Origin of the sequence: Halorussus salinus (genome assembly GCF_004765815.2) — an archaeon.
Taxonomy (GTDB): Archaea; Halobacteriota; Halobacteria; order Halobacteriales; family Haladaptataceae; genus Halorussus; species Halorussus salinus.
Window position 1 is genome coordinate 206,250 of record NZ_ML974129.1, and the last position, 19,278, is coordinate 225,527.

Consider the following 19,278-nt stretch of genomic DNA (forward strand, 5'->3'; position numbering starts at 1 on the left):
CAGCGATTTCAAACAGTTTTCCCTTTCGATTCGCCGGAATCTTGCCGCGGGGCACGGCGCGGGGCAACGACGCGCGCCGTGCCCCGTGGTCTGCTACCCCAACGCGATGAGCGAGATGCCGACGATGGCGACCGCTCCGGCGACGAGGCGGAGACCGAACCGCTCCTCGCCGAGCAGGAGACCGCCGAGGACGACCGCGACGATGGCCTGCGTGTTCAGGACGGGCGAGACGACGCTCGCCGGGAGGACCGCGAACGCCCGCATCATGGTGTGGGTCGCCGCCGCGACGACCGCCCCGAGCGCGAGGAACTTCGGAACCGCGGACGCGAACTGGTCGGGCCGCTGGCGGGCCGCGAGGGGCAGGAGGACGACGGCGACTCCTCCGGTGTAGACCAGCGCCCACACGTCCGAGCGAATCCCGACGCCCTGCAACAGCACGCGAGTCCCCACGTCCACCGCGCCGTAGAGCGCCGCGCTCCCGAGCGCGAGTTGCGCGGGGCGATGGGTCGCCGCCCGGCGAATCGGCGCGAGGAGTCCGGTGTACTGGTAGTTGGCGAGGTAGACCGCCAACGTGGCGAACCCGACGCCGACGACCTGCGCGGCCGCGAGCGATTCGTTCACGAGAATGACCTCCAGCGGGAGCGTGAACGCCGGGACCAGTTTCCCGAGCGGCGCGACGTAGGACACGTCGCCCGCCGAGAGCGCGTAGAGGAGCGCCAGATACGCCGCGGCGCTGGCCAGCAGGACGCCGACGACCAGCGCGAGCGCGGCGGGCGTAATCTCGCCCGACACCGGCCCGTCGGCGGGCGCGAACAACACGACGGGAAGGTACCACGCGACCGCGGCGGCGTTCGCCGTGACGATGACGACCGCGGGCGAGAACCCCGAGAAGTAGCGTTTCAGGCCGAAGAGGTAGCCGCCCCACAGCAACGCCGAAATCGTCGCGTACCAGATGCCGGTGGCTACCACGTCGCGCCCTTCTCGGCGCGTCGGGAAGTAACGTCTGGCCGAGACCGAAACTGCTGGACTCTTCGGACGCTCCGGACTCTCCGAGCCGCCATCCTTTCGCCCCTCCGCGCCGACGGGTCGGACATGAACCTCGACGCTCACGTCGGCGAGTTCGCGGCCCGCGACTGGCAGACCACTGAGGAGGGCACGGTCCGGGTCGCGCTCGTCGGTCTCGGCGGGTTCGCCCGCGACCACGTTCTGCCCGCGCTGGCGGGCGAGGCGGAGCGCGCCGCCGCGGGAGACGCCACCGGACCGACTGATCGCACCTCCTTCTGCGAGGTCACGGCGCTCGTCAGCGGGTCACCCGAGAAGGCCGAATCGGTCGCCGACCGCTACGACGTAGGTCACACCCTCTCGTACGACGAGTTCGAGGAGGGCGAGGGCGTCGATAACTTCGATGCCGTCTACATCGCCGGGCCGAACGCGCTCCACTTAGACTACGCCCGGACCGCCGCCGACCACGGCAAGCACGTCCTCTGCGAGAAGCCAATCGAAGCGAGTGCGGAGCGAGCGCGCGAGATGGTCCGGGTCTGCGACGAGTCCGGCGTGACCCTGATGGTCGGCTACCGGCCGCAGGTCGAACCCGCGATGCGTCGGCTCCGGGGACTGATTCGGGACGGCGTGCTGGGCGACCCGGTGGCCTTCCACGGCTGGTTCACGGGCCACATCCTCGACCAAGGCGGGCCGGACCAGTGGCGACTCGACTCGGACCTCGCGGGCGGCGGCGCGCTGATGGACGTGGGCGTCTACCCGCTGAACGCAGTCCGGTTTCTCCTCGGCGCGAATCCGGTGGCGGCGCAGGCCACGACCAGCGCGCCCGACCCCGAGTTCGAGGAGATAGACGAACACGTCGCGTTCCAGTTGGAGTTCCCCGAGGGCGAGACCGCCTCCTGCACCGCGAGCTATCGGGCGCAGGCCGACGACCGCCTGCGAATCGTCGGGACCGAGGGGCAAGCCGCCCTGAATCCCGCGTTCAACTCCGAGATTCGTCCCACTCTCACCCTCGAAATCGGTGACGAGGAGGTCACCCGAACCGGCCCGTACGTCAACGAGGTCGCCGAGGAGTTCGACTACTTCGCCCACTGCGTGCTGACCGACACCCGGCCGGAACCCGACGGCCGCGACAGCGTGGCCGACATGGAGGCGGTCGAAGCGATTTACGAGTCGGCCGAGACGGGCCGACGCGTCGAAGTCGGCGACGCCGGAACCTGACGCCACGGACGCTCGCTGGCGGCGTCAAATGTCGCGGCGCTCGGCGACGCGGACCACCGCCAAGAGCCTGACCCGACAAAACCACCAGCGAACGCTCGACCGACCATCCGACCTGTTTGGGTGGATTGAAAGGGGCCGCGCGGTCGCGGGTCGGAGACCCGTGGTCGTCTCAGCGACCGCTCTCCGGAGTGAACCGGAGGTGAGCGGAGGAGATGTCGCTGAGCGACCGCGACCGGGCGGGGGCTTTCCCAGCCGTCTTCTTGCTGTTCTCGGCGGTCGTTCTCACGAGAAAAACGAATCCAACTCACGGCCGAACACAGATAGAAAATCCCACACGTTTACCACGATACGAACGCTCCTGTAGCCCGTGAACCGAACCGTCCTCGCCGCGTTCGCCGCGCTGGGCGTCCTTCTCGGCACAACTACGCAACTGGTATCCGTCGCGCCCGCGCTCGTCCCCGACCCCGCGCCCGGACCGCCCAGCGCCGTCGTCTTCCTGTTCAGCACCGTCAGCTTCCTCCTCTCGACCGTCGCCGTCTCGGGCGTTGGCTACTGGGCGAACCGCCACGTCGCGCTCCCCGACGAGTTCGCACGCTTCGCCGCGACGGCCGGTGTCGCTGGCGGCGTCGGGTTCGCGGTCGGCGGCCTCCTCGTCCTCGCTACCGCCCCGATAGCGATGGAGGGGTTCGTCGGCACGCTCGTCTTCGGACTCGGCTACAACGCGGTCACGAAGTCGGTCTCGGTCGGTCTCGACGCGCTCGCCGGGGCCGCCGTCGCGCAGTTCCGCGGTTCGGGACGGGACTCCTCGTCTCCGAAGTGAGACACCTCTAGAAGTGTTAGGGATTTATAAATACACCTCTACAAAACCTATAGTTAGTCTTCAGCCAGCTCGGAGCCGTGCCACACGACCGACCAGTCGGCGGGACTCGGCAGGCCACACCCCGTCACCGCCAGCAACGCGACGGTGCCCAACTGGTCGCCAGTCGCGACGGGGTTCGGCAGGACGCCGACCGCGACCAGCGCGAGCGGGAGCGCCAACGCCAGCGGAGCGAGCGCGGCCCCGCGAACCAGCCATTCGGGCGTCGCGTCGGGGAGGTCCGTGACCTCGACGCGGACAAGACTGCCGGTCAGCGCGTTCTGGAACGCCGACTCGCCGTCCGATGGGAAGAGGGTCACGGCGTACTCGGCGTCGGTGAACGACAGGGGGAGGACGTGCAACAGTTCGTGGACGCAGACGCCGACGGCGACGGTGACGACGAGAACTCCACCGACCGACAGCAGGTGAACGAGGCTGTGCATCCGAGCGACCGTGGCGAGTGGGGCGACTCCAATGTTTCGGAACGCCGCGCCGGGCTACAGGTCGAGGTCGTCCGGTCCGTCGGCGGCCCGCGCGGCCGCGAGTTCGGCCAGCACCTCGTCAGTCGTCACCTTCTCGTCGTCGGCGTACGGGTCCGCGACCGCCGCGAAGGGGTCGGGTGCAGTCGCCGCCCCGTCGTCGGCTTCCGCGACCGCCCCGTCGTCTTCCGCAAACCCGTCTGACCCGCCGAGCGCGGCCGCCCGCTCGACCGCACGGCCGAATCGCTCGCCGAATCTCTCTTTCAGTCGCTCGGCGGCGGTCTCGGGCGCGACCCACTCGTAGTCGTCGTGTTCGTGATTCAGCGCGACCTCGCGGTCGTCGGTCTCGCACCGGTAGACCAGCGTCACCATCGGGTTCGCCGTCTCGCCGTCGAGCCACCCGCCGTAGGCGGCTTCGACCGGCGGGCCGACCCGCGCGTCGAGGCCGACCTCCTCGCGGAGTTCGCGTCGGAGACCACCGACGAGCGTCTCGCCGAACTCGAAGGTGCCACCCGGCGGTTCTCAGTGGTCGCCGACGCGCGTCACCAGAACGTCGCCGTCCGAACCGAACAGTATCGCTTTCTGAGTGATTTTGCCGCCGAAATGATTCTCGTCCGTCTCCGGAGTCTCGTCGGCCATGCGTGGTCACACTCCCGAACGTGATAAGTAAGTGGACGAAACGAAGCGGGCGGAAAGAGCGTAGCGCGACGCCTCAGAACCCGGCTTCGAGTCGCTCGATGAGGTCCCGATTCCCGACGTAGACCGGCGTGCGCTGGTGTAGCTCCTCGACTTCGGCGTCGAGTAGCGAGGTCTCGCCGTCCGAGGAGGCCCCGCCTGCTGACTCGATAATGTAGCCGATGGGGTTGCCCTCGAACTGGAGTCGGAGTTTCCCCTCCGGACGGGACTCCAACTCGGGGTAGGCGAACACGCCGCCGTAGGTCAGCACTTGGTTCACGTCGCCGATCATCGCCCCGCCGTAGCGGAGTTTGAGTTCGTTCGCTACCTCGCGGGCGTAGTCGGCGAACCGGTCGGTCCAGTTGGGGACGCGCCCGCCGAACCCGTAGACGGTCGGCTCCTCCGGGAGCGTCACGTCCTCGCGGACCGCGCGGCGAGAGCCGTCGTTTTCTACGACGTACTCGGTCACCTCGCCTTCCCGCGCCGTCACCATCGTCGTGATGGGACCGTAGAGGACGTAGGCCGCGCCCACGAGGTTCCGGCCCGGTGCGGGGAGGTCGCCGTCGTAGACGCCCAGAATCGTCCCCATCGTGTTGTTGGGCTTCAGATTCGAAGAGCCGTCGAGCGGGTCCACGGTGACGGCGTACTCGCCGTCGCCAGCCTCGACCACGCCGTCGCGCTCCTCACTGGCGAACTGACCGACCTCCTCGATGGCGGTCAGTCGCTCTTCGAGCAGGTCGTCGGCCCACACGTCGGCGGCCAGTTGCGTCTCGCCCGACGCGTTCTGCTCGTCGGTCTTCCCGCGTCGCCCCGCGAGTCCGCCCCGAATCTCGGGGGCTGAGCGCGCGACGACCTCGAAGGCCTCGGCGATGGCGTCGTCGGAGTCCGCCGTCGGCGATTCGGCGTCGTGCATCGTCACGCGTCGAGTGCTTCGTCGGCGGTGGCCTCCTCGAAGATGACCCGTTCGAGCGCGTCGAGAATCGCCTCGGGGTCGTCGCGCTGCCAGACGTTCCGGCCGACCGCCAGCCCCGAGCCGCCCGCGTCCATCACGGCTTCCACGCTGGAGAGGAACTCGTAGTCGCTGACCTTCGAGCCGCCCGACATCACGACCGGCATATCGCCAGCCGACTGGACCGCCCACTCCATCGACTCCCGCGAACCGGGGTACTTGACCTTCGCCATGTCCGCGCCGATTTCGAGCGCGATGCGGGTCGCGTAGGCGATGACGCTCTCTTTGGTGTCGTTCTTGAGTCCCTGCCCGCGCGGGTACGACCACATGACGACCGGCAGGTCGTACTCGCTGTGGGCCTCCTCTTGCACCTGCCGGAAGTCCTCGTACATCTCCGTCTCGTGGTTCGAACCGGAGTAGACGGTGTAGCCGACCGCGTCGGCACCGATTTCGGCGGCGTACTCGACCGTCCAGTTCTGGGGCGAGTAGGGTTCGCCGGTCCAGAGGTTGCTGGTGCCGTTGAGCTTCGCCAGCAGATTCACCGAGTCGTCGTAGGAGGGGTAGTAGGTCTCGGCGACCCCCTTCTGGACCGCCAGCGACGTGACCGCGTCGTGCGTGCCGATTTCGAAAATCTGCTCGGGGTCGAGCGTCTCCGGAACCGAACTGAAGTCTGCGGAGGGGCCGTGTTCGAGGCCGTGGTCGTAAGCGAGGATGAGCGCCTTGCCGTCGCGCGTTACCGGGGAGTCTTCGAGTGGTATCATCCGTTTCGAACTGCGGTAACATCGCATAAGTGTTTACTGGTCAGCGAAGCCTCTGCTACTCGCTCCCAGTGCAACGTATCGGGCGCGAGAGGCGTCGTGAAAGCGATTCGGTGACGAAACGACTTACTACTCAGATAGTAAAAACTCAGGCGAGGTCGCGGGCGGCGTCGCGCCACTCGGCGACCAGTCGCGGGTCCAGTTCCAGCGAGTCGGCGACGTGTTCGGGGTCGGCGGTCGCGAGGCTCCGGACCGAGGTGATGCCGCCGTTCGCCAGAATCTCCGCGATGCGGTCGTCCACGCCCGGCACGTCGGTCACGGGGTCGGGCCTGCTCCGCTCGCGCCACGCCTCCTCGGCGGCCTCCGCGGCACCGCTCCCGTCGGTCGTGGCTTCGGCGGACTCCCCGCCGGTCTCGGCGTCCGCGCCGGTCGGGGTCCAGTCGCCGCCGGTCGTCGCATCCGGGGTCGCGGTCGTGGACGCGCTCGCGGTCGATTCGCGGTCCGCGTCTTCCCAGTCGCCGCTACTCGCGGCGACCCACGCGCGCTCGCCGTCCTGCAAGCCGCGGACCTTCTCGGAGCGCCGTTCTAACGAGTCGTCGCTCTCGTCCTCGCCGCCGAACGACCACGGGAGGGAGTGTTTTTTGCGGAGTCGGGTGGCGACGCCGGGGTTCACGCCCGCGTCCATCAGCATCTCGTAGGAGACGGTCTTCTCGGGGATGCCGATGGCGTCGAACTCGGCGCGGGCCAACACCTCCGCAGTCGCCGGGCCGACGAAGTGAATGTCGGTCAGTCGTTCGACCGCGTGCGGGTCTACGTCGTCGGGGGCGTCTTCGTTGGTCACGGGGCGTCACCGATTTATTTCCGACTCACACCGTCGGGGCTTGAATGTTTTGACTAGAGTAGCTGACGCTACACAGATACGGCCGCGGACAGGTCAGGCGGGTCGCGAACAGGTCGGACGATTGGACGCAGAGGAGTTCCGACGGTCTCGGTGCGGACAACGAAACCCATACGCTCGTCGGGTCCGAACGTCGCCCCATGAACGAACCCGGAGTTCACTCGTTGCTGGACCAGCGGACCCTCCGCCGCCGGGTCGAGGAGGGACGACTCCCGGACTGGGCGGTCGCCCACTACGAGCATTTCCGCGCGGGCCTCCTCGGCGAGCGCAACGGGACGCCGTTCCCCTGCTACTTCGGCGTCGAGATGGAACGCGAGGGCGACGGACTGTACACGTTCTGCGACTCCACCACCGACCCCGAGTCGCTGTTCGCGCTCGGCGAGGTCCTCTTAGAGTACCTCGATACCTACGAGGAGTACGCCGAGCGCGCGCCGCTGACCGTCTTCGTCCGCCCGACGGACGACGACCCGACCGAAGCCGAGTACCACGAACGGCTCTGGCACCTCCTCCAGTTCCTCCACGTCCACGACTCCGAACCGTGGCCCGACGAGGTGCCGACCGACCCCGACGACCCCTACTGGGAGTTCTGCTTCGGCGGCGAACCGATGTTCCCGACGTGTCGCGCGCCGTTCTACGACGACCGGAAGAGCCGCTACTGCCCGGTTGGACTCGAAATCACGTTCCAACCCCGGACGCTGTTCGAGGGCCTGACCGCCGACGACGAAGTGGGCCAGCGCGCCCGCGAGGTGATTCAGGACCGGATGGAGGAGTACGACGGCGTCTGTCCCCACGCCGACCTCGGCGACTGGGGCGTCGCGGGCGACCGCGAGTGGAAACAGTACCTCTTCTCGGCCGACGACGCCCAATCCCCGGACGAGTGCCCGATTCGAGTCACGCGCGAACATCCGAAGGCGGACCCGGAGCTACTGGTCGGCGCATGAGCCTCGACCTCCCGCCGAACGCCGTCCTCCTGCTAATCGACTTCCAGCGCGGGTTCGACGACCCCGGTTGGGGCGAGCGCAACAACCCCGACGCCGAGGAGCGTGCCCGCGACCTGCTGGCCGCGTGGCGACGCGACGACCGGCCGGTGGTTCACGTTCGGCACTCCTCGACCGAATCCGACTCCCCGCTCCGGCCCGAGAGCGAGGGCTTCACGTTTCTGTCCGGACTCGCCCCCGACGAATCCCGCCCCGGCGAAATCGAGATCGTCAAGCGGGTCAACGGCGCGTTCGTCGGCACCGACTTGGAGTCGTGGCTCCGCGAGCGCGACCTCGAAACGCTCGTCGTCGCGGGCCTGACGACCGACCACTGCGTCTCGACCACGACCCGGATGGCCGAGAACCGCGGGTTCGACCCGGTAGTCGTCGCGGATGCGACCGCCACCTTCGACCGCGAAGCGCCCGACGGCACCTCGATTCCGGCCGCGCAGAACCACCGCGTCGCGCTCGCGCAGTTGCAGGGCGAGTTCGCTCGCGTCGCGGACGCCGAGGACGTGCTGGCCGCCTTCGACTGAACTTCGCTTTCCTTACTCGTCGGCGACGCCGACCTACTCGGCGAACTCCACGCCCCTGAACTCGAAGCGCGCGCCGCCCGCCTCGCTCTCGGTGACATCGACCGTCCAGTCGTAAGCGTCGGCGAGTCGCACGACGTAGGTCAACCCGAGACCCAACCCGCCGCCGGACGAGTGGCCCGCCTCGAAGACGGCCTCGCGCTCGCTCTCGGGGATACCCGGCCCGTCGTCCTCGACGTAGAATCCGCCCGGCAGGTCGCCGAGACGGACGGTGACGCGCTCGCCAGCGTGTTCTATCGCGTTGCGAAACAGGTTCTCGAAAAGGTGCTGGACCGGATTGCGGTCCCCGTAGATGCTTCGGGTCGCGTCCGCGTCGAGGGTCGCCTCGTCGGTGTCGAGTCTGCTCCACGCCTCCGCCGCCACGTCGGCGAGTCGGACCGTCTGCTGGGACTCGCCGACCTCGCTTCCCTTCGCAAGCACCAACAGCACGTCTATCATCTCCTCGATGCGGTCGAGTGCGTCGGCGACCTGCTCGACTGCGGCCCGGTCCTCGGCCTCTATCTGTCCGACGTAGATTTCGGCGACGTTCAGGGGGTTGCGGAGTTCGTGGGCGAGCATGCTGGCGAACCGGTCGAGGCGTTCGTTCGACCGCTCTAGCTCCGCGACCGTCTCGTTGAGGCGCTCCTCGTAGCGTTTCCGCTCGGTGATGTCGGTCATCACGACTTGCACCGCGGGTTCGTCGTCGTGAGTGATGGGGACGCTCGTGGTGATGGCGTGGCGGACCGCCCCGTCGGCGGCCCGGAGTTTCGTCTCGGTCGAGGAGACCGCCTCCCGCGTTTCGAGGACGGTGTGGAGGCGGTCGGCGGCCCCGGCCCTGTCGTCGTCGTGAATGAAGTCCAACAGCGAGGTGCCCACCACGTCGGATTCGTTCCGGAGGAGCGTGGCCGCGGCGTCGTTGGCCAGCGCGATGCGTCCGTCGGCGTCGCAGGTCACGATTGCCACGGGCGCGGCCTCCACGAGCCGCCGGTAGCGCTCGTGTTGCTCCTCGATTTTGCGCTCGTACTCCCGGCGCTCGGTCACGTCGCGGACGACGCCGATGCGCTCGTACTCGTCGTCTTCGAGCGACAGCAGGGCGAAGGTCGCCTCAGCGACGATGGTGTCGCCGTCGGCGGTCCGGAGTTCGGCTTCGAGAGTCGGAGCCTCACGCTCGCCCGCGACCTGTTCGCGCTCGATTGCCCGCGCCCTCGCGGCCACGTCGTCGCTGACGACCGTCGAGACGCTCTCGCCGAGGAGGTCCTCGCGCTCGTAGCCCAGCATCTCGGCGTACGCCTCGTTGACCATCGTGAACCGACCCTCGGGGTCCACGGTGTACACGCCGTCGTTGACCGTCTCGATGATGCGCCGGTAGCGGCTGAGTTCTCGCTCGGTCTCGACGCGCTCGGAGATGTCCACGAAGTACACCGACAGCCCCGTTTCGGAGGGGTAGGCGTTGATTTCGGCCCACACGTCGAGCGGTTCGTAGTAGAGGTCGAAATCGACGGGCGATTGGGCCTCCATCGCCTCGTGGTACTTCTCCCAGATGATGTCGTCGGCGGCCTCCGGGAACTCGTCCCAGATGCGCTCGCCGAGGAGTTCCTCCTCGGAGCGTTGGAGTATCTCCTCGGCCTGCTCGTTGAGGTGGGTGAACCGCCACTCGTCGTCCAGCGCGTAGAAGGCGTCGGTGATGCGTTCGACCACCTCGTCCCAGCGGTCGGTGCCGTCGTCGCACTCGGAGTCTCCGTCCCGGTCGGCACCCCCGTCGCGGTCGGTCGGGTCCGGCGAGGAGGTCAGCCACCAGATGCGTTCGTCCTCGCCGATGCGTTTGGTCTCCAGTTCCCCGCGCGTGGCGAGTTCGGTCAGGTGGCGCTCGGCGCTCCGGTCCGGACAGTCGAGCGCGGCCGCGACTTCCCCCACCGTCAGCGGCGTGCCGGGGTCGGACTCCTCGAACACCCGGCGGGTCTCTGCTAACGTGACGCTCGGCTCTCCCGACGTACCCATACTGGTGTTACGACGCGGGGCCACTAAATGCTCCCGCGACGAATCGGTGGGTTCGACTCGACTTATCCTGACTCGACCGAGGACCCGACTTGTCTCGACTCGATTGGGACCCGACCCGAGACTTCGGTAGGCTTACGACGCGACCGCAAGAATTGCCGGACATGGTACGCACGCTCGACAGCGTAGAGAGTATCGGCGTCGTCGGCGCAGGCACGATGGGCAGTGGCATCGCGCAGGTCGCGGCCCAATCGGGCTACGACGTGGTGATGCGCGACGTAGAGGAGGAGTTCGTCCAGAACGGCTTCGACTCCATCGAGGACAGTCTCGACCGCTTCGTCTCGAAGGACAAACTCTCCGAGGACGAGGCCGACCAGACCCTCGACCGCATCGCGGGCACCACCGACCTCGCGGACCTCGCGGACTGCGACCTCGTCATCGAGGCCGCCGTCGAGGACATGGACATCAAGCAGGACATCTTCGCGGACTTGGACGACGCGATTCCCGAAGACGTAATCTTGGCCACCAACACCTCCACCCTCTCCATCACGACCATCGCCTCGGTGACCGACCGCGAGTCCCAAATCGTCGGTCTCCACTTCATGAACCCCGTGCCGGTCATGACGGGCGTCGAGGTCGTCGTCGGCGAGAAGACCAGCGACGAGGTGGCCGACTTCGCGCACGACCTCGCGGAGGACCTCGGCAAGGAGACGTGGGAGTCCGACGACAAACCCGGCTTCGTCACCAACCGCATCCTGATGCCGTGGATAAACGAGGGCATCCGCGCGTTCGACGAGGGCGTCGCCACCAAGGAGGACATCGACACGGGGATGAAACTCGGCACGAACGTCCCGATGGGACCGCTCGAACTCGCCGACCACATCGGTCTCGACATCTGTCTCGACGCGAGCGAGACGCTTCACGAGGAGTTGGGCGACCGCTACAAACCGGCCTACCTCCTCAAGCGCAAGGTCGATGCGGGCGACCTCGGGAAGAAGACCGGGACCGGATTCTACGAGTACTGACAACAACTAAGGGTTCGACCTTCGAGTCGGTCGCATGGACGATTCTACAGCGTTCGAGTCGAGCGACGACCCGGATACCGACGCCGACTGGGAAGGGCCGTACCGAGCTATTCTCGACGCCTGCCTCCCGGACTGCTTCTCGGTCGGCGACGGCGCGGCGACCGTCCCCCGAGCGAACGCCCTCGCGGGTCTCGGGGACTGGGAACCGGGAGACGAGGAGCCGTCGGACGACGACCCGCCGGACGACCCATCAGATGGCGACCCGCCGGACGCCGAGCGCGCCGCCGACCTCCTCGCGTCGCTCGACGCCGCTGGCGTGGTCGAGCGGGCGGGCGACTCGGTGGCCGTGCTGTTCGACCCCGACGACGAGCGCCCGCTGACGAGCGAGCGGTGGCGGGTCGCCGCCGACCTCCTCGCCGCGGAAATCGAACGCCTCGACGCCGAGGTGCTGTCCGACGAGGCTCCGGGCCACGAAGCGGAGATAGACGCGAAACTCCAGTCGGCCGCCGACGAGATTCGCGAGTTGGGTTCGGGCGAAGACGTGCCCGACCCCGACGACCTCGACGCCGAGGAGTCCGAACGATTCCGCCAACTCAGGCAGAAAATCGTCCACTACAAACAGCTTCAGGAGGCGAACACGGACCCGGTCGGTGCGCTCTCGCCGACTCTCACCGACTGGACCGACCGACTCGGGGAACTGCCCGAGGACTCGACCGACGCACTCGGCGAGTTCGGAACCGCGGTCGAAGTCACCGCGGCGTTGCGGACGGCGGTCGAGGCCGACGACTCGGAGGCGGTTCGGGACCGGTACGAGCGACTGGCCGAACTCCTCGACGGGTAGCTCACGACGGCGAGAACGGTTCGTCTTCCAACTGCGAGCGCAGTTCGCCGATTCGCTCGCGCTCGACGTTGCCCGACTTGAACAGCTGAATCAGCCCCATCACCTCGGCGCGCGAGACCTTCACGCCGCCCTCCTCGACCACGTCCTCCGGTCGCTCCAGCAACTCGCGGCTGGTGCCGACCGCCAGCAGGAACGGGATGGCCCACGCCTCGACGGTGTTGCCCTGCGACTCGGGCAGTGCTTCGAGATATCGCTGGGCGTCGTCCATGTACTCCCGAGCGTGGCGGGTCACGCGCTGGATGACCCCCGCGACCGCGGTGTGGTTCTCCGGGTCGGTGACGTTCGCGGGACTGACGCCGTACTCCCGGAGCCACGCCGCCGGGAGGTAGACGTTGTTCTCCTCGCGGAAGTCGTCGGACACGTCCTTGGCGACGTTGACCAGTTGGAGCAACAGCGCGAAGCCGCGGGCGTTGGCGCGCATGATTTCGGCGCGGCGGTCGTCCACGTCCTGTGCCAGCAGGTTCGTGATGAGTTCGCCGACCGTCCCGGCGGCGTACCAGCAGTACTCCTCTAACTCGTCGATGGTGCGGATTCGAAGCCCGCCGTCGTCGGCGTACCGGTCCACGAACTCCGCCATCCCCGTGACGAGTTCACTGACCGGCGGGTAGATGGCCGACTGGGCGTCCTCGCCCAGCGACCGGAAGGTGGCGACCACGCGGGGCGACTCGGCGACGACGTTCCAGTCGGCCTCGTCGCCCACCTCGTCGGCGTCCACGCCCTCGGCGTTCTCGGGGAGCCACGGCTCGACCGCGCTTCGGAACTCCTCGATGTCGGTCTCGTCGTCGGGGTCGAGCGCGTCGTCGTAGCGTCCGAGGAGGCGCGACTGCTCGTCCGGCGGGATGTGACCGGCGTCCTCGACCGTATCGGCGACGCGACAGAGCAGATAGCCGACGCAGATGTAGGAGGCCATCGGCTCCTCCAGCACGTCGATAGTGATGGCGAACGTTCGGGAGACGCCCTGCACGGCGTCGAAACACCAGTCGAGGTCGCCGTCGGGGCGTTCGGTAGGCGGCTCCGTGTCCATTGACTTTTGGGTCCTAAGGACGCGAGATTGAAAAACTTGAGCAAATGCAGTAGCATTTACCGCCGCTCGGACGTGCGGGAGAGTCGTAGTCGAGCGACGACCGGCCCAACGCTTATTCTCGCGGGGAGCTTCGATTCGAACATGATTCCGACGCCGAGAGACGCCGCGAAGGTGCTGGTCGGCAAACCGCTCCGAGTTCAGAAGGACACGCTCAACGTCGCGTCGTTCGTCGCGCAGGCCGCACTCGCGCTCCGGAGGGGCAAGCCCAAGCGGGCCTTCCTGCTCCTCGGTGCGGCCAGCGTCGCGCCGAAGCACCCCGCCGCGTCGTGGCTGTTGCAGGGGGCTGTCACCGCCAACGACGTTCGCAAGAAGTTGTTCTGAGTTCCAAGAGGAGCAACGCGATGGTCGGACTGGAGCGCGGCACGGTTGAACTCAGCCCCTACTGCCCCGAGTGGAAGCGTCGCTACGAGGCGGAAGTCGAGCGCCTCCGCTCCGTCGCCAGCGACCGACTGCTCGACTTCGAGCACGTCGGGAGTACGGCCGTCGAGGGGTTAGCGGCCAAACCTGTCATCGACCTGCTGGCCGTCGTGGGGAGTTTGGATGAGGCGGCCGACCTCGTGACGACTCTCGAAGCCCACGGCTACGAGTACCGGCCCGAGGACGGGGTGGCCGACCGACTGTTCTTTGCCAAGGGACCGCGGACGAACCGCACCCACTACCTCTCGCTTTGCGAGCGCGACAGCGAGTGCTACCGCGAGGCGATCGCCTTCCGGGACCACCTCCGGGCGAATGCTGAGGTAGCCGCGGAATACGAGGCCCGCAAGCGCGAACTGGCCGACGCCCATCCCGACGACCGGGACGCCTACACCGCCGCGAAGACCGAGTTCGTCGAGCGCGTCCTCGCCGACGCGCTCGACCGCGAGTGATTTCCCGCTAGCCGAACTCTCCCTACGAACTCGGCCACGCGGGGTCGCGGGTCGTCTCGGCCGCCGACCCGCGCGCTGGGACCACCGAGCCAACGAACGGAGAACCGGCAACTGAGACCTGCCCGGTGTGCGGCGAGGCGGATTGCGGGAAACTATTCCACCTCCACCTCGCGCCGCCGTGGCGGTAGCGAGCGTCACGGCCGGGCCGCGCTTCGAAGGGAAAGCTAAAGGATAGCGTAGTCGCAACATTTGCGCATGGACTTCAGTCTCTCCGCCGAGCAGTCTCAGATACGCGACATGGTCGCGGAGTTCACGGACGAGGAGATAAAGCCTCGCGCCGACGAGATAGACGAGACCGACGAGTTCCCGCAGGACCTCGTGGACGAGATGGCCGAGTTGGGTCTGATGGGGATGCCCTTCCCCGAGGAGTACGGCGGGGCCGGACTCGACTACCACTCCTACGCCATCGGCCTCGAAGAGATTTCGCGGGGGTCGGGTGGTCTCGGCACCGTCGTCGCGGCCCACACCAGCCTCGCGGGCAACATGCTCTACGAGTTCGGCGACGAGGAGCAGAAACAGGAGTATCTCACCCCGCTCAATCGCGGCGAGGACATCGGCGCGTTCGCGCTCTCGGAGGCTGGCGCGGGGTCGGACGTGCCCGCGATGGACACCACCGCGGAGTACGACGCCGACGCTGGCGAGTATGTCGTCAACGGCGGCAAGCTCTGGATTTCCAACGGCTCGGTCGCGGACACCGTGACGCTGTTCGCCAAGACCGACCCCGAAGCGGGCAACAAGGGTATCTCGTCGTTCGTCGTCCGGCCCGACGAGGACGACGGCTTCCACGTCGAGGGCACCGAGGACAAACTCGGCGACAAGGGCTGTCCGACCGCCGAACTCCGCTTCGACGACATGCGAATCCCGGAGGACCGCCTACTGGCCGAGGAGGGCCGCGGCTTCGTCCACGCGCTCAAGACGCTCAACGGCGGCCGTATCACCATCGCGGCGCGCTCGCTCGGCATCGCTCGTGCGGCGCTCGAAGACGCCCTCGAATACTCCCAAGACCGCGAGCAGTTCGACCAGCCCATCTCGGAGTTCCAGACCATCCAGCACAAACTGGCCGACATGGACACCAAAGTTCAGGCCGCCAAGATGCTGATGCACCGCGCGGCCGACCGGAAGATGCGCGGCGAGGACTATATCAAGCAGGCCGCGCAGGCCAAACTCTACGCCTCGGAAATCTCCCGCGAGGTCGCAAACGAGGGCATCCAGATTCACGGCGGCTACGGCTACACGAAGGACTTCCCGGCCGAACGCTACTACCGCGACTCGAAGCTGAACGAAATCTACGAAGGCACTAGCGAGGTCCTGCGGAACACGATTGCGAACGAATTGCTGGACTGATTCGGTGCGCTGGTAAGCTATCCAGCGTCTCTCAGCCGTCGAGTTCGGCGACGAAGCGGTCTATCTCCTCGATGTCCACCAGCATGCAGTCGATGGAGTCCATCATGGCGTCCCAGTCGGTGCCCCCGGTGTCCCACTTGTCGGCCACGACGACGGCTTTCGGCGCGTCGAACTGCCTGAAATCACCCATCTCGGCGTAGGCTCGGCGCATGTGGTTGATGTAGGTACTCCGGTTCGAGGAGCGCGAGGTCTCTTTGACCTCGACGTAGCCCTTCCGGAGGTCGTGGTCGTCCAGTAGCACGCAGTCCACTTTCCACCGATTGCCGGATTTCCCGACCTCGTACTGCTTTTCGCAGGCGTAGCCCGTCGCGTCGGCCAGCGTCTCCCGGACGTGGCGCTCGAAGTCGTCGTAGCCGTCGTCCGCCGTCATGACGCGGGCTACTCGGGGCCGGGTGGTTAAGGCTGTGCATCGCGCGAGGCGTCTCGCCGACTACTCCCCCAACTTCTCGGAGAGCCACTCGAAGTGCGATTCGACTCGCTCCTCGCCCGTCTCGGTCAGCGCGTAGGCCTCGTGGATGCCCTCGGTGCGCTTCTCCACGAAGCCCTTCTCCCGGAGCGACCGCAGGGCGGCGTAGAACGATTTCGAGTCGATGTGGGTGTCGTAGTGACCTTCGAGTCTGGTCTTGAGACTCTGGCCGCGCAACTCCTCGGCCTCGTACAGCAGGGCACAGAGGTCCCGGCGGCGGCCACTCTGGAGCCATTTAGTCATGGGCGAGCAATTCGGCCGCGGGACTACGAGCGTTGCGCTTACGGGGCGAAAAATGCGGCCGGTCGGAACGGCGGGACTCCTCAGGTGTTCTCCATCATGTTGCGCGCCTCGTCCTCCGAGACGGACATGTCGTGCTGGGAGCGCGCGTGGATTTGGATGAAATCGACCATCTCGTCCTCGTGTTCGTCGGTTATCTCGAAGTCGCAGTCCATCCCCTGTTCTCGGCAGGCCATGTGTTTTGCCATCTTTCGTCAACCCCCGGCGCAGAGGTGCCACGCGATTTCGCATAAATCTACCGCGCCCGTGGACCGTGGGGACGCTCGTCGGCCCGAGACCTCAGCCGAGCGGCCGGAACCAGACCGCCCCGAGGAGTAACGCCAGAAAGACGTAGGACCCGCGGACCAGTAGCATCGTCGCTAGCTCCGGGTCGGCCCGACTCGCCACGCCAGCGACTGCGGCGAACCCGGCGGCCGCGGCCACGCTACTCGGCGGGAAGACGGCGAGCGCGGCGAGCGCGACGACGAGGAGCAACGCGGTCGTCATCAGCGCGTAGGCCGCGGTGCGGGCGCGCTCGGGGCCGAGCGTCACGGCGACGGTTCGCTTCTCGATGGAGCGGTCGTAGTCGAAGTCTTGGGCGTCGTCGATGACCTTCACGCCCGAGAGGAGAACCAGAAACACCGCGGCGAACGCGACGGCGATGGGGGCAAGCGTCCCGGCCTGCGCGGCGTAGCCGCCGAGAATCGCCAGCGCGATGCCCAGCGGATAGCCCGTCGTCGCGGTCACGGGGTTGGTGTCGAGTTGCGGCGCGTGGTGGTACGCGACCAGCCACGTCGGGAGCGTCAGCGCGACGGTGAGCGCGCCAGCGAGCGGCCAGAGCGCGAGCAGGCACCCGAAGAACAGCGCGCTGGACCCGACGAGCGCGCGCTTGCAGCCGCGCTCGGAGAGGGGATGGTCGTCGTCCTCGTCGCGGACGTAGAAGTCCACGTAGCCGTCCTTGACGTGGGCGGTGTACACCGCCGCGAAGATGGCCGTCGCGTGGACCAGTCCCGCCGCGAGGTCGAAGCGCCCGGCCAGCACGCCGCCGAACAGCGACGAGGCGACCGGCGGCGTCATGAACACCGGGTGGACCTGCGAGGCGAGCGCGCGGACCGCGGGGACGACGCCGGATTCCCGGCCAGCGTTGGGCATACTCTACACGAACGGAGGCGAGACGCATAAAATCTCAGGCGAACTGAATCTCGCTGGCCGCACCGGCGAGTCACTGAGTCGGAGGTCGTGGGCCGTCGTCCCGACTCGGGGACCGCACCGCCTTCGGGGAACGCCGACCTGCAAGGACGCCAAGATTTTTCGCCTCGGCGTGAGCCAGTTGCGGACGATGCCCTCCACGGACACCCCCGAGTCGCCCGACGGCAAGTCGTTCGGCACTCGATTCACAGACGGGTGGCAGCGCGCGATGGACCACCTCCCGCTCGCGGTCGCGCCCTTCGCGTCGAGTCTCCTCGCGGCCGACAATATCCGGCGCGTTCGCGCCGCCGAGGGCGTGAACCTCGGGATGACGTTTTCGTTCCCGTCCGCGCTCCCGGACCTCTGGACGTTCGTGAACGTGCCGAATTCGGGGTCCGGAATCTACGTCTCGCCGACCGTCGCGCTCCTTCCGATCCAGATTCTGGTCGAGGCGGTTCTGGTCGCCGGACTCCTCGGAAGCGTCGCCGCACTCATCCAGAACGGCCGCTACGACTTCGCCGACGAGACCCGCGAACACTTCGTGCCGATGCTGAAGTACGTCGCGCTCGTCAACCTCGTCACGCTCTCGACCGTTGCCTTCGCGGTGGTCTCTCCCTTGCTCCTCGTCGTTCTGATACCCGCCCTCCTCGTGTTGAAATACCTCTTCTACGCGACGGCGTACCTCGTCGCCGTGGCCGACGAGTCGCTGGGCGACGCGCTCGGTCGAAGCTTCCGGTGGGCGAGTGCTGGCGGCCCCTACCTCTCCTATGGGGTGGGATACCTGCTGTTCGCCGCCCTCGTCTCCATCGTGACCTCCGCCTTCGTCGTGAACCTCGGCGTCGTCGGTATCGTCGTCGGCGCGGTGGCGACGGCCCCGGTCGCGCTCGCGCTGACGTTCGCCACGACCGAGTTCGTCGCGGACATGGACGCACGCGAGAGCGGTGAGCCAGCCGGATTCGACGGTGGTGATGGGAATGGTGGCAGTGGTCGAGACGGTCACGACCGCTTCGACTCCGCGGACGAGTTCGACTCGTCCGCCGACCAGTTCGACCCGTCTACCGACCGACTCGACGCGACGGACGACCGGTTCGACGCGACCGAGGAGAACTCGCGGGAGAACTTCTGGGACCGCCGGAAGGAAGAGGAAGACGAGGGAGGACGCTGAATGCTGGCGGTTCGCGCGCTCCACGTCCTCGCGATGGCGCTCGTCCTCGGCGGCGCGACCCTGACGTGGTGGCTGTTCCGGCGTATCGACCCCGCCGTGGCCGCCGACTCCGGCCGAGACACCGACTCCGGAAGCGACGCGGACTCCGACAGTGCCCCCGACTCCACCGCACCGCCAGCGACCGAAACCGCCGTCTCGGTCGCGGCCGCATACGAGCGGGGCTTCTGGGCCGCGCTCGGCGTCCTCGTGATGACCGGGGTCGGCAACCTCGGGACTCTCGCGCCGTACGTCCCCGCGGCCGGGACCCGGTGGGGCACCGTCTTCGCCGCGAAACTCGCGCTCGTGGTGGCGGTGCTGGCGCTCTCGGTCGTCCGGACGCTCCTCGTCGTGGGGGGGGGGGGGGGGGGGGGCGGGGGGGGCGCCACCGCCCCGGAGGCCCCGCGCGCCCGCCCCCGGCCAGG

The 19,278-nt window shown here is 67.6% G+C and carries 22 protein-coding genes and 1 pseudogene; 11 read left to right on the forward strand and 12 right to left on the reverse strand.

Going from position 1 to position 19,278, the window contains the following annotated elements:
* Positions 1-93: 93 nt before the first annotated feature.
* Positions 94-969, reverse strand: coding sequence for a DMT family transporter (locus EPL00_RS12915; protein ID WP_135854571.1), 876 nt, complete (start codon positions 967-969; stop codon positions 94-96).
* A 123-nt stretch (positions 970-1,092) separates the two neighbouring features.
* Between EPL00_RS12915 and gfo6 the strand changes: the two genes are divergently transcribed.
* Both gfo6 and EPL00_RS12925 read left to right on the forward strand, forming a co-directional pair.
* Positions 1,093-2,220, forward strand: coding sequence for a D-xylose 1-dehydrogenase Gfo6 (gene gfo6 / locus EPL00_RS12920; protein WP_135854572.1), 1,128 nt, complete (start codon positions 1,093-1,095; stop codon positions 2,218-2,220).
* Positions 2,221-2,587: 367 nt separating this feature from the next.
* Positions 2,588-3,040, forward strand: a complete 453-nt coding sequence (locus tag EPL00_RS12925) for a hypothetical protein (protein WP_135854573.1) — start codon at positions 2,588-2,590, stop codon at positions 3,038-3,040.
* A 53-nt stretch (positions 3,041-3,093) separates the two neighbouring features.
* Here the strand turns inward: EPL00_RS12925 and EPL00_RS12930 are convergent, their stop codons facing one another.
* From EPL00_RS12930 to EPL00_RS12950, 5 genes and pseudogenes are all read right to left on the reverse strand, one after another.
* Positions 3,094-3,519 carry a hypothetical protein gene (locus tag EPL00_RS12930; RefSeq protein ID WP_135854574.1) on the reverse strand — a complete coding sequence of 142 codons (426 nt, stop codon included), beginning with the start codon at positions 3,517-3,519 and terminating at the stop codon, positions 3,094-3,096.
* Positions 3,520-3,573: 54 nt separating this feature from the next.
* Positions 3,574-4,062 (reverse strand): annotated as a pseudogene (locus EPL00_RS12935) (NUDIX domain-containing protein); the annotation flags it as partial.
* A gap of 205 nt (positions 4,063-4,267) precedes the next feature.
* Positions 4,268-5,143, reverse strand: coding sequence for a class 1 fructose-bisphosphatase (locus EPL00_RS12940; RefSeq protein ID WP_135854575.1), 876 nt, complete (start codon positions 5,141-5,143; stop codon positions 4,268-4,270).
* Positions 5,144-5,145: 2 nt separating this feature from the next.
* Entirely contained in the window at positions 5,146-5,940 is a 795-nt protein-coding gene (locus tag EPL00_RS12945) for a class I fructose-bisphosphate aldolase (RefSeq protein WP_135854576.1), read from the reverse strand.
* A 145-nt stretch (positions 5,941-6,085) separates the two neighbouring features.
* Positions 6,086-6,778 carry a helix-hairpin-helix domain-containing protein gene (locus EPL00_RS12950; protein ID WP_238398199.1) on the reverse strand — a complete coding sequence of 231 codons (693 nt, stop codon included), beginning with the start codon at positions 6,776-6,778 and terminating at the stop codon, positions 6,086-6,088.
* Positions 6,779-6,975: 197 nt separating this feature from the next.
* Between EPL00_RS12950 and EPL00_RS12955 the strand changes: the two genes are divergently transcribed.
* Positions 6,976-7,776 carry a YqcI/YcgG family protein gene (locus tag EPL00_RS12955; RefSeq protein WP_135854577.1) on the forward strand — a complete coding sequence of 267 codons (801 nt, stop codon included), beginning with the start codon at positions 6,976-6,978 and terminating at the stop codon, positions 7,774-7,776.
* Positions 7,773-8,348 carry a cysteine hydrolase family protein gene (locus EPL00_RS12960; protein WP_135854578.1) on the forward strand — a complete coding sequence of 192 codons (576 nt, stop codon included), beginning with the start codon at positions 7,773-7,775 and terminating at the stop codon, positions 8,346-8,348. Before EPL00_RS12955 ends, EPL00_RS12960 begins: the two co-directional genes overlap by 4 nt.
* 33 nt (positions 8,349-8,381) lie before the next feature.
* Here EPL00_RS12960 and EPL00_RS12965 read toward each other — a convergent pair whose 3' ends face one another.
* Positions 8,382-10,382, reverse strand: coding sequence for a PAS domain S-box protein (locus tag EPL00_RS12965; protein ID WP_135854579.1), 2,001 nt, complete (start codon positions 10,380-10,382; stop codon positions 8,382-8,384).
* A gap of 161 nt (positions 10,383-10,543) precedes the next feature.
* Here EPL00_RS12965 and EPL00_RS12970 point away from each other — a divergent pair, with 161 nt between their 5' ends.
* The gene (locus EPL00_RS12970) at positions 10,544-11,404 is read left to right on the forward strand and encodes a 3-hydroxyacyl-CoA dehydrogenase family protein (protein ID WP_135854580.1); all 861 of its coding nucleotides are present in this window, start codon (positions 10,544-10,546) and stop codon (positions 11,402-11,404) included.
* Between the two features lie 34 nt (positions 11,405-11,438).
* Complete coding sequence (locus EPL00_RS12975; protein ID WP_135854581.1) at positions 11,439-12,245, forward strand: hypothetical protein; 807 nt, start codon at positions 11,439-11,441, stop codon at positions 12,243-12,245.
* A gap of 1 nt (position 12,246) precedes the next feature.
* Here the strand turns inward: EPL00_RS12975 and EPL00_RS12980 are convergent, their stop codons facing one another.
* On the reverse strand, positions 12,247-13,329 hold the full coding sequence (locus EPL00_RS12980; protein ID WP_135854582.1) for a phytoene/squalene synthase family protein: 1,083 nt from the start codon (positions 13,327-13,329) through the stop codon (positions 12,247-12,249).
* Between the two features lie 141 nt (positions 13,330-13,470).
* Between EPL00_RS12980 and EPL00_RS12985 the strand changes: the two genes are divergently transcribed.
* From EPL00_RS12985 to EPL00_RS12995, 3 genes are all read left to right on the forward strand, one after another.
* On the forward strand, positions 13,471-13,710 hold the full coding sequence (locus tag EPL00_RS12985) for a hypothetical protein (RefSeq protein ID WP_135854583.1): 240 nt from the start codon (positions 13,471-13,473) through the stop codon (positions 13,708-13,710).
* 20 nt (positions 13,711-13,730) lie between these two features.
* Positions 13,731-14,255: a GrpB family protein gene (locus EPL00_RS12990; RefSeq protein ID WP_135854584.1), complete on the forward strand. Its 525-nt coding sequence runs from the start codon at positions 13,731-13,733 to the stop codon at positions 14,253-14,255.
* 255 nt (positions 14,256-14,510) lie between these two features.
* Complete coding sequence (locus EPL00_RS12995) at positions 14,511-15,659, forward strand: acyl-CoA dehydrogenase (protein ID WP_135854585.1); 1,149 nt, start codon at positions 14,511-14,513, stop codon at positions 15,657-15,659.
* 31 nt (positions 15,660-15,690) lie between these two features.
* Here the strand turns inward: EPL00_RS12995 and EPL00_RS13000 are convergent, their stop codons facing one another.
* The 4 genes from EPL00_RS13000 to EPL00_RS13015 form a co-directional block, all read right to left on the reverse strand.
* Positions 15,691-16,089 (reverse strand): hypothetical protein, encoded by a 399-nt coding sequence (locus EPL00_RS13000; protein ID WP_135854586.1) that lies wholly within the window; start codon positions 16,087-16,089, stop codon positions 15,691-15,693.
* A 60-nt stretch (positions 16,090-16,149) separates the two neighbouring features.
* Positions 16,150-16,428, reverse strand: a complete 279-nt coding sequence (locus EPL00_RS13005) for a helix-turn-helix transcriptional regulator (RefSeq protein ID WP_135854587.1) — start codon at positions 16,426-16,428, stop codon at positions 16,150-16,152.
* Positions 16,429-16,508: 80 nt separating this feature from the next.
* Entirely contained in the window at positions 16,509-16,673 is a 165-nt protein-coding gene (locus EPL00_RS13010) for a DUF1059 domain-containing protein (protein ID WP_135854588.1), read from the reverse strand.
* Positions 16,674-16,764: 91 nt separating this feature from the next.
* Positions 16,765-17,616 (reverse strand): UbiA family prenyltransferase, encoded by an 852-nt coding sequence (locus EPL00_RS13015; RefSeq protein WP_135854589.1) that lies wholly within the window; start codon positions 17,614-17,616, stop codon positions 16,765-16,767.
* A 187-nt stretch (positions 17,617-17,803) separates the two neighbouring features.
* Between EPL00_RS13015 and EPL00_RS13020 the strand changes: the two genes are divergently transcribed.
* Together EPL00_RS13020 and EPL00_RS23560 are read left to right on the forward strand one after the other, a co-directional pair.
* Entirely contained in the window at positions 17,804-18,817 is a 1,014-nt protein-coding gene (locus EPL00_RS13020) for a hypothetical protein (RefSeq protein ID WP_135854590.1), read from the forward strand.
* On the forward strand, positions 18,818-19,278 hold a 461-nt coding region (locus tag EPL00_RS23560), incomplete at its 3' end, for a hypothetical protein (protein WP_202932635.1).

Bases quoted from the DNA above. Each gene is read 5' to 3' on its own strand.
- gfo6 (WP_135854572.1), top strand. From the start codon at position 1,093: ATGAACCTCGACGCTCACGTCGGCGAGTTCGCGGCCCGCGACTGGCAG.
- EPL00_RS12930 (WP_135854574.1), bottom strand. From the start codon at position 3,519: ATGCACAGCCTCGTTCACCTGCTGTCGGTCGGTGGAGTTCTCGTCGTC.
- EPL00_RS12940 (WP_135854575.1), bottom strand. From the start codon at position 5,143: ATGCACGACGCCGAATCGCCGACGGCGGACTCCGACGACGCCATCGCC.
- EPL00_RS12945 (WP_135854576.1), bottom strand. From the start codon at position 5,940: ATGATACCACTCGAAGACTCCCCGGTAACGCGCGACGGCAAGGCGCTC.
- EPL00_RS12955 (WP_135854577.1), top strand. From the start codon at position 6,976: ATGAACGAACCCGGAGTTCACTCGTTGCTGGACCAGCGGACCCTCCGC.
- EPL00_RS12960 (WP_135854578.1), top strand. From the start codon at position 7,773: ATGAGCCTCGACCTCCCGCCGAACGCCGTCCTCCTGCTAATCGACTTC.
- EPL00_RS12965 (WP_135854579.1), bottom strand. From the start codon at position 10,382: ATGGGTACGTCGGGAGAGCCGAGCGTCACGTTAGCAGAGACCCGCCGG.
- EPL00_RS12970 (WP_135854580.1), top strand. From the start codon at position 10,544: ATGGTACGCACGCTCGACAGCGTAGAGAGTATCGGCGTCGTCGGCGCA.
- EPL00_RS12975 (WP_135854581.1), top strand. From the start codon at position 11,439: ATGGACGATTCTACAGCGTTCGAGTCGAGCGACGACCCGGATACCGAC.
- EPL00_RS12980 (WP_135854582.1), bottom strand. From the start codon at position 13,329: ATGGACACGGAGCCGCCTACCGAACGCCCCGACGGCGACCTCGACTGG.
- EPL00_RS12985 (WP_135854583.1), top strand. From the start codon at position 13,471: ATGATTCCGACGCCGAGAGACGCCGCGAAGGTGCTGGTCGGCAAACCG.
- EPL00_RS12990 (WP_135854584.1), top strand. From the start codon at position 13,731: ATGGTCGGACTGGAGCGCGGCACGGTTGAACTCAGCCCCTACTGCCCC.
- EPL00_RS12995 (WP_135854585.1), top strand. From the start codon at position 14,511: ATGGACTTCAGTCTCTCCGCCGAGCAGTCTCAGATACGCGACATGGTC.
- EPL00_RS13000 (WP_135854586.1), bottom strand. From the start codon at position 16,089: ATGACGGCGGACGACGGCTACGACGACTTCGAGCGCCACGTCCGGGAG.
- EPL00_RS13005 (WP_135854587.1), bottom strand. From the start codon at position 16,428: ATGACTAAATGGCTCCAGAGTGGCCGCCGCCGGGACCTCTGTGCCCTG.
- EPL00_RS13010 (WP_135854588.1), bottom strand. From the start codon at position 16,673: ATGGCAAAACACATGGCCTGCCGAGAACAGGGGATGGACTGCGACTTC.
- EPL00_RS13015 (WP_135854589.1), bottom strand. From the start codon at position 17,616: ATGCCCAACGCTGGCCGGGAATCCGGCGTCGTCCCCGCGGTCCGCGCG.
- EPL00_RS13020 (WP_135854590.1), top strand. From the start codon at position 17,804: ATGCCCTCCACGGACACCCCCGAGTCGCCCGACGGCAAGTCGTTCGGC.